Annotated in this window: 10 protein-coding genes; all 10 read right to left on the bottom strand. The window is 57.3% G+C overall.

Annotated features, from left to right (window positions below):
- Positions 1-100: 100 nt before the first annotated feature.
- Complete coding sequence (locus GS12_RS22490) at positions 101-634, bottom strand: integrating conjugative element protein (RefSeq protein WP_034951188.1); 534 nt, start codon at positions 632-634, stop codon at positions 101-103.
- Between the two features lie 5 nt (positions 635-639).
- Complete coding sequence (locus GS12_RS22485) at positions 640-1,275, bottom strand: transglycosylase SLT domain-containing protein (RefSeq protein ID WP_034951185.1); 636 nt, start codon at positions 1,273-1,275, stop codon at positions 640-642.
- A complete protein-coding gene (locus GS12_RS22480) occupies positions 1,254-1,976 on the bottom strand; it encodes a TIGR03759 family integrating conjugative element protein (RefSeq protein ID WP_034951184.1) in 723 nt (240 codons plus the stop codon). The genes GS12_RS22485 and GS12_RS22480 overlap by 22 nt, the downstream gene beginning before the upstream one ends.
- Before the next feature lie 11 nt (positions 1,977-1,987).
- Positions 1,988-2,746, bottom strand: coding sequence for a hypothetical protein (locus tag GS12_RS22475; protein WP_034951183.1), 759 nt, complete (start codon positions 2,744-2,746; stop codon positions 1,988-1,990).
- A complete protein-coding gene (pilL2, locus tag GS12_RS22470; protein WP_034951182.1) occupies positions 2,743-3,408 on the bottom strand; it encodes a PFGI-1 class ICE element type IV pilus protein PilL2 in 666 nt (221 codons plus the stop codon). Before pilL2 ends, GS12_RS22475 begins: the two co-directional genes overlap by 4 nt.
- Before the next feature lie 136 nt (positions 3,409-3,544).
- On the bottom strand, positions 3,545-3,793 hold the full coding sequence (locus tag GS12_RS22465; RefSeq protein ID WP_004115558.1) for a DUF2442 domain-containing protein: 249 nt from the start codon (positions 3,791-3,793) through the stop codon (positions 3,545-3,547).
- On the bottom strand, positions 3,777-4,019 hold the full coding sequence (locus GS12_RS22460; protein ID WP_016807972.1) for a DUF4160 domain-containing protein: 243 nt from the start codon (positions 4,017-4,019) through the stop codon (positions 3,777-3,779). The genes GS12_RS22465 and GS12_RS22460 overlap by 17 nt, the downstream gene beginning before the upstream one ends.
- Positions 4,020-4,083: 64 nt before the next feature.
- On the bottom strand, positions 4,084-4,620 hold the full coding sequence (locus GS12_RS22455) for a single-stranded DNA-binding protein (protein ID WP_034951179.1): 537 nt from the start codon (positions 4,618-4,620) through the stop codon (positions 4,084-4,086).
- Between the two features lie 61 nt (positions 4,621-4,681).
- Complete coding sequence (locus GS12_RS22450; RefSeq protein ID WP_032636760.1) at positions 4,682-5,152, bottom strand: STY4534 family ICE replication protein; 471 nt, start codon at positions 5,150-5,152, stop codon at positions 4,682-4,684.
- 635 nt (positions 5,153-5,787) lie between these two features.
- The coding region (locus GS12_RS22445; RefSeq protein ID WP_034951167.1) for a DNA topoisomerase at positions 5,788-6,857 on the bottom strand (1,070 nt) is incomplete at its 5' end.

Genomic DNA, 6,857 nt, shown 5'->3' with positions numbered 1-6,857 from the left:
CGCAGGTTCAGAAGGAGCATCACCACCAGGAAAAGAGCGACCAGTATGACCGCCCCGTAAGGGTGCGCCATCAGCAAACCGTTGATATCGGGCGCGCTCATTACGGCTTAACCTGCTGCGTCAGGCCGGTATCGGTGATAAGTACCGGATAATGCGCAATCTGCAGGCGACGGGCCAGCTCGCTCCCGGAAGCCGGGGCCAGGCTGACACCGGGTGCCAGCTCGCGCAGCTCGCGCACGGCAGCCATGTCCGTGACGTTGACGATCATCCCGGCCGCATGCTGTTCAGCCAGTGCGCCGGCATTGGCCTTCAGCCATTCACGGGACAGAGCATCATCCCCAATCAGAAACAACGCCCCAATACCGGGCAACTGCAGCGGCCGGTCTGCTGTATTCCCCGGGCTCAGTTCAGGTGTGTTAACGGGTAACATACCCGCCATCCCTTCAGCCAGCGGAACACCGTGGCCCGGCTGGCGTGAAGGCTGTACGTCACTGACGCCGGGCATACCGGGCTGTTTATTAACGGCCTCAAAATACGGCGCAGCATCTTCACCGCCCAGATCAGCAATCACGTTCAGTTCAGCATGGCCGGTCAGGGGAAGGAGGGTAAACAGCAGTAAGGACAGCGTTTTCATCAGGGTTATCTCCCGGGTTCAGTCCAGACGAAGCCTGGATCGGGGGTGAGCGCAGCAACCGAGCGGGGCGCTTCAGCTGCCGGCGCAGAAATGCGGGGTGCAGGGCTGATTTTTGCCAGATGCCCTCTCACAATGGCGCGGTAACGTGCAGCAGGCTGACCACCTGCGGGATGGTGGTAGCAGCCGGCCGCATCCAGCCAGCTGCCTGGCTTACGCGCCCAGCACTCACGCAGAATGGTGGCGGCGGCGTTCAGGTTGGTGTAAGGGTCAAACGCATCCCACGTCGAGGCAAAATGATGACCGTTCCAGCCCAGATTGACCTGGGCAATACCGACATCGATGCGCTTAAGCGGGTGACGCTTCATAAAGACCTGCAGCGCCTGCCAGGCCTGCAGGCGCGTCTCATAGCGATGCCCTTTGCCTGCCACATTGATGGTCCAGGGCCATGGCCGTATTCCGCGGGGAAGTTTGCGCGAAGACTCGCTCAGTGATACCGAGTAAAGCGCTTCGGGGGGCACGCCGTGCGCCATGGCCACGCGGACGTAACCCTCCGGCACCGTCTGGTCAGCATGGCCGTCAGGGACGGCCGCCATCAGTAAGCCCAGCGCCAGCGCGCCGGTCAGAATGCTGCGATTGCCCATTTACCGTCTCCCGCCTGCTGCAGTAAAACCGGCATCAGGCCGTTACCAAAGCGCATCCACCGGCCGCCGTCGTGGTTAAGCGTGATCTGGCGCTTGCGGACCTTTTCCACGGGAATGTGATGGTCCCGCGCCCAGCTGCGAAGCGCATCATCACTGCCCTGGCTGTCGACCAGATAGATGTCCACCGGCCGGTTGTCAGCCAGCACGGCAGACAGTTTCGCGTCGCAGGTTGCGCAGTCTTTTGACCTGACGAACAGCGCCAGCCGGCCGCCACTGTCGTGCGCCACGCCGGAGGCGTTCCCCATATTGACCGGCAGTGTGCCCGGATACAGGCGCTGCCAGGCCGCGTTCACCTCACGCTGGAAATCAAGCTCTTTCTGGGTGCGGGCAAACTCTTCCTTCACCCACTTTTCAGCAAACTTACGGCGCTCTGCCGGCGTCTGCGCCTCGATACCGAGGGTGGAAAGCGGATCGAGACCCGGCGACTGGGTACCCCGGGGTCCCTTCATCAGCTGCTGATAACGCTGATAATCGTCGGCACTGAGTCCCCACTGACCGGCCTGCTGCTGCAGGTTTTGCTGTGCGGAGTCCGCCCGTTGTGTTGATTCCTGTCGGCTGACATCCGTCTGTCCTGATGTGGTCGCGGCCTGGGTCAGGGGACTCAGCAGCATGGCGGCTAAAAAGGTATGTTTCAGTTTCATCATTCGCTCCGTTATTCTGCTCTGAGCACGGTCAGGCGGCCGTTAACCCGAAACGTCGCCTCACCATAACCGGCACTGACCAGCGTCCAGCCGGCAACGGTTTCGCCCTCTCCGACCAGGGCCACCTGCGACAGGTTGCTGTAGCCCCGGGGCGCGATGGCAGCCCAGGACTCTGCCCCCCGCTTCTCCACGCCCGTCAGCACAAAAGGCGCATTGCGGGCCACGCGAAGGGACGGAGCAGCACGACGTGTGTCAGCGGGACGGGGCTTTTTTGCAGCAGGCGCGATTTTTTTGACCGGTGCGGCGACAGGTGCGGCGGGTGCGGGTGCCGGCTGTGATTTCAGCGCTGTCAGCTGCTCAGTCAGCGCACTCAGGCGGGTTTCCAGCCCCTGCTGGGCGTCCTGAAGGGTTCGCAATGACTGACGCACGGCGTCGTCGCTGCCGGCCTGTTTCGCAGCAGCGCTCAGCTCCTGCTGCATCTCACCAAGTTTTTTCCGGGTATCCTGCAGACCGGCTCTGAGCATGGTCACATCTGACTGCAGGGCCGCGACTGTCTCAACAGTGGCCGCTGTACTGCCCTGAGATTCAAGGCGTGTAAGGCGTTCATCAAGGTTTGATATGCCCAGACTGAAGGCGGTGTAGCCCAGCGCCAGAATGCCGGCCAGCGCCACACCGCCGGCAGCGCCCCAGATGAGACGGCGGCGGGGACGCCAGCTGAATCTTTTACGGGCCGGCGCGGGGTCCGTATGGAATGGTTGCTGTTCGCTCATTTTCTCAGAAACCCTCCGCTGACAGGTTTAACGGGTACTGACTGAGGTGTTCTGATGGCCGGTTGTGACACTGCTGACGGCGCAGGCGTGGACCAGGTGCTGACCGGCGGCGGAAGCTGGGAGACCGGCAGCTGGTAGCCATCGCGCAGGATGTGGCAGACCACCCGCTGCACATCGTCCAGTTCCAGCTGCCAGGCCGGACCAGCCATAACCTGCAGGGCAGTACGCAGGCGCATCGGGCCCAGCTGGTACTGGACTGCCGGCAATGCCTGGCGGTAAAGCACGCCGTTGGCGGAGCCGGTCGCGCACAGGGAATAACCGGACTGGCGCAGGGCGTAACGCAGCGCATCCGCCACGGTAGGATGCAGGGATGACGGGATGCGAATATCAATAATCTGCGAGAGAGGGTCACGCTGGGCCGCCTGCGGATCGGTACTGACCAGCAGATAACGATCGTAGCGCACCACTTCCGGCGTCCGCGCATACTCGTCCGGAGAGACCGGCTGAACGTTGCGGGTGACGGTGGTGCCGGGTGTCGGGTCGGCAGGCGCACGCTGTTGCAGATTTTGCGGCTGGGAAACGCAGCCCGCAAGGAGCAGCAGGGGAAGAACAGTGGCAAGCCTGCCTGGTGAAAATACGTTATGAGAGGTGTTACGTTTCATCCGGAATTTTCCTGTACAGTGATAAAACAGCCCTCACTGTGCGGAATCGGTCCGGTTTCACTCAATTAACAACTGATTTTCCGTTGATGAAAAAAAACGCCGGCAAAAGCCAGCGTTTTTCACTAATAGCGCGCTGTCAGGCTACTTTATGGGGACGATGGGTCACATCGCCGCGGCCTTCAAGCAAACCCGCAATAGAAATGTCTTCGTCCAGCGCGTCCCAGTGGATACCACGGGGACTCAGTTCATAGCTGTTAAGCTGTTCAGTTGAAGCATGCAACAGGCGTGGAAACCATGCCAGCGGCACACCGATGGTACGGGCGTCGTTGAGTTCAACCCACATCGTGGCCTCATCGAAGCTGACCCGTTTAGCTGAAATAGTCATTCCAGGCCTCCAGAAACAATGCTTGGTTATCTTCAACGATCCCCGTCAGTTCTTTTAATACCCGTGAATTAAACCCATCGTTACTGGCCAGTGCCACTGATGGCGTTAACCAGAATTTGGCTTCACTACCTGCTTTCATTACGTGAATGTGTGCAGGTTCGAGCGGGTTACCTTCATTAGAATAAAAAAAGAACCGGAAACCGTTGATCCTCAGTATAACAGGCATGTCAGTTATCCTTAAATGCTGACCGGATTATGTGTAAGTTCAGAGCAACTGCCATAAAGGCTGTTCAGAGTGCATGGATTGCCGATTTTGGTACTCCATACCCGAATCCAATGAACGGTATATCGTCATCGAAGTCCATCGGCGGCGCACCGGCACTGCTGCCGGAAGCCTGGCCACTGTGACTCGGTCCGGAAGGTTGCTGAGGCTGGCCCCAGTCATTACGGGAAGACGTATTCTGACCGCTGCCGGACTGCCGACCGCCAAGCATCTGCATGGTCCCACCAATATTGACCACCACCTCTGTGGTGTATTTATCCTGGCCGGCCTGATCGGTCCATTTGCGTGTGCGCAGCTGGCCCTCGATGTAAACCTGGGAGCCTTTACGCAGATATTCACCCGCAATTTCTGCCAGCTTGCCGAACATAACCACCCGGTGCCATTCGGTCACTTCTTTCTGTTCGCCGGACTGCTTATCGCGCCAGCTCTCAGACGTGGCCAGAGAAAGGGTGGCAACTGCACTGCCGTTAGGAATATAACGAACTTCAGGATCCTGGCCGAGGTTTCCGACAAGGATAACCTTGTTAACGCCGCGTGAGGACATAATCATTTCTCCTGTAGGGAATAAAAGAAACACCCCGCGAACGGGGTGTGTCAGGTGCGCATCAGAATGAGTTCTCTGCGTAGTTTTGCTGTGCGGCAGAGCCATTCTGCGGCGGCATGGAGTCAGATTTTTCAGTCTTGTAAACCATGTCTTGGCCTATTTTTATCCAGTCCACCTTTATCAGGCGGGCTTTCAGACTGACGCGCTGTTCGCCGGCATGGTCGCCTTTGTTCAGCGTAAATATGTCCGTGGACGGGTTACTCAGGTTAAAGCCCAACAGGACTTTCTTGTCTTCATCGACGGCTTTCTGGCAGCGGGCGATAAGGCTGGTAGCCTCTTTACCTGCGACAGAAATGTCAAAACGGACGTAGGCCGGATTATCAGTCGGACCACTCAGTGCATTGATTACGCAGCTGAGGAACGAGCCATTCTGATGGTTAACCTGGCGGATGTTGCTGAGATACCCGATGCCTTTGATAGTCAGGTTGAAGTACTCAGATTTTGCAGATGCAGAAGTATTGTTTGCAGACATGATGTTTTCTCCATGGAGGTAAAAAAAGGTACGGCGGAGAAACCATCTGCCCTGACGGGAGTGGTTTCCCGTCGGGGGTCAGGATCGGTTGAATCCTGAGAGTCTGGTATGTTGAAGGAACCTTCATCGCCGCGTCGTAATGCGCTTGTACAGGCGATATCTGCTTTCAAAGGTGCGCAGATGTACCAAAGTTTGCTCCCTTTCAGGTTACAGGAGCTTTCGCTGTAGCCACCCGAAGGCGATTCTCACAGGCTACTGAATCATTGGTGGTCGTATGAACGACGGTTTAGCACTTTTATAATTAAACCGTCCTCCCGGAATGTCAACGGTCAAAATGGAAAACGTGATCCGTAAAAATAAAAGGGCACCGTTTCCGGTGCCCTGGGGTCAGTGCCTTAACCTGCGGTCGTCTCATCTGTCTCCGGGGAATAATCCCGACGCGGTTTTCACGGAGTGCATGCGTCTTACAGGTCAGTTAGTGTGCAATAACTTCCTGCCAGGCCTGCTGGGGGTAAATTCCGTTAAAGTTTACCTTACAGCACCGTGGCCAGCGGGGCACCTATGCATCAAAGCCTGGCAACAATAGCAGAACCCGGCCCGGGGTTGTACAGTGAAATAGTTCAATACTGCGCGGATTATTCTGTTTTAGCCTTAACCGATGTTTTTTTACGCTTCGCTGCTTTCTTCTTACCTGTACTGATAATTCCCTCACAGTCCGGATAGCGTATGCACCCCCAAAAATCACCATTTTTACCTTTACGTTTACGTGTGGGGCCTTTGCATAACGGGCAGGGAGGCGTGACGGGAGCAGTAATTTTCACACTGTCCTGGCGGCCTTTTTCGACAAGGTGACGGGTCCACTGCAGCTGCTTTTGCATAAAGACCGCAAGCGACATTTTCCCTTGCGAAATATCATCCAGTGCCTGCTCCCATAATGCGGTCATGCCCGGGCTCGTCAGCGTTTCCGGCAGGGCCGCAATCAGCTCCCGGGCCATCTGCGTTGAGTGGATGTGCTTCCCTTTTTTCTCCAGATAGTGTCGTTTGAAGAGGGTTTCAAGCACAGCCGCACGCGTCGCCTCTGTGCCCAGACCGGCGTTATCACGCAGCACTTTCTTCAGCTTCGGGTCACTGACGAAACTGGCCGCGTTCTTCATGGCAGCAATCAGCGTCCCCTCCGTGAACGGTTTGGGCGGACTGGTTTTCATATCTTTAACCTCAGAACCGGTGACAGCGCAAATATCCCCTTTTGCCAGCGCCGGCAGCGCCATACTGTCACCGTCGACGTCCTCTTCATCGTCATCTTTTTCAGCCTGGAACAATGACTTCCAGCCCGTCACCACACCGACTTTCCCGCGTGTACGGAATAGCTGTCCACCGATATTGAAAGAGGCCTCCGTCACGTCAGATTCCTGCAGCGGAAGGAACTGGGCGAAATAATGCTGGCGAATCAGCTGGTAGACCTTCAGCTCATCAGCACTGAGGCGTGACAAATCAAATGCCTGCCGGGTGGGAATGATGGCATGGTGTGCGGTGATTTTTTTGTCGTTCCAGACACGCGAGACAAACTGCCTGTCCAGCTGATTCAGTACCGGGGCCACAGTCGGGTCGGATTTCGCCACTGCCGCCAGCACGTCGGGTATTTCCTGCTGCATGGAGGTTGGCAGAAAACCGCAGTCTGTGCGGGGGTAGGTGGTCGCTTTGTGGG

The sequence above is a fragment of the Erwinia oleae genome, from assembly GCF_000770305.1.
In the GTDB taxonomy this organism is placed as follows: Bacteria; Pseudomonadota; Gammaproteobacteria; order Enterobacterales; family Enterobacteriaceae; genus Erwinia; species Erwinia oleae.
This window is presented reverse-complemented; position numbering and strand designations above follow the sequence as displayed.

What these genes read in the sequence shown, in the direction of transcription:
- GS12_RS22490 (WP_034951188.1), bottom strand. Translation starts at nt 634, where the DNA reads ATGAAAACGCTGTCCTTACTGCTGTTTACCCTCCTTCCCCTGACCGGC.
- GS12_RS22485 (WP_034951185.1), bottom strand. Translation starts at nt 1,275, where the DNA reads ATGGGCAATCGCAGCATTCTGACCGGCGCGCTGGCGCTGGGCTTACTG.
- GS12_RS22480 (WP_034951184.1), bottom strand. Translation starts at nt 1,976, where the DNA reads ATGAAACTGAAACATACCTTTTTAGCCGCCATGCTGCTGAGTCCCCTG.
- GS12_RS22475 (WP_034951183.1), bottom strand. Translation starts at nt 2,746, where the DNA reads ATGAGCGAACAGCAACCATTCCATACGGACCCCGCGCCGGCCCGTAAA.
- pilL2 (WP_034951182.1), bottom strand. Translation starts at nt 3,408, where the DNA reads ATGAAACGTAACACCTCTCATAACGTATTTTCACCAGGCAGGCTTGCC.
- GS12_RS22465 (WP_004115558.1), bottom strand. Translation starts at nt 3,793, where the DNA reads ATGACTATTTCAGCTAAACGGGTCAGCTTCGATGAGGCCACGATGTGG.
- GS12_RS22460 (WP_016807972.1), bottom strand. Translation starts at nt 4,019, where the DNA reads ATGCCTGTTATACTGAGGATCAACGGTTTCCGGTTCTTTTTTTATTCT.
- GS12_RS22455 (WP_034951179.1), bottom strand. Translation starts at nt 4,620, where the DNA reads ATGTCCTCACGCGGCGTTAACAAGGTTATCCTTGTCGGAAACCTCGGC.
- GS12_RS22450 (WP_032636760.1), bottom strand. Translation starts at nt 5,152, where the DNA reads ATGTCTGCAAACAATACTTCTGCATCTGCAAAATCTGAGTACTTCAAC.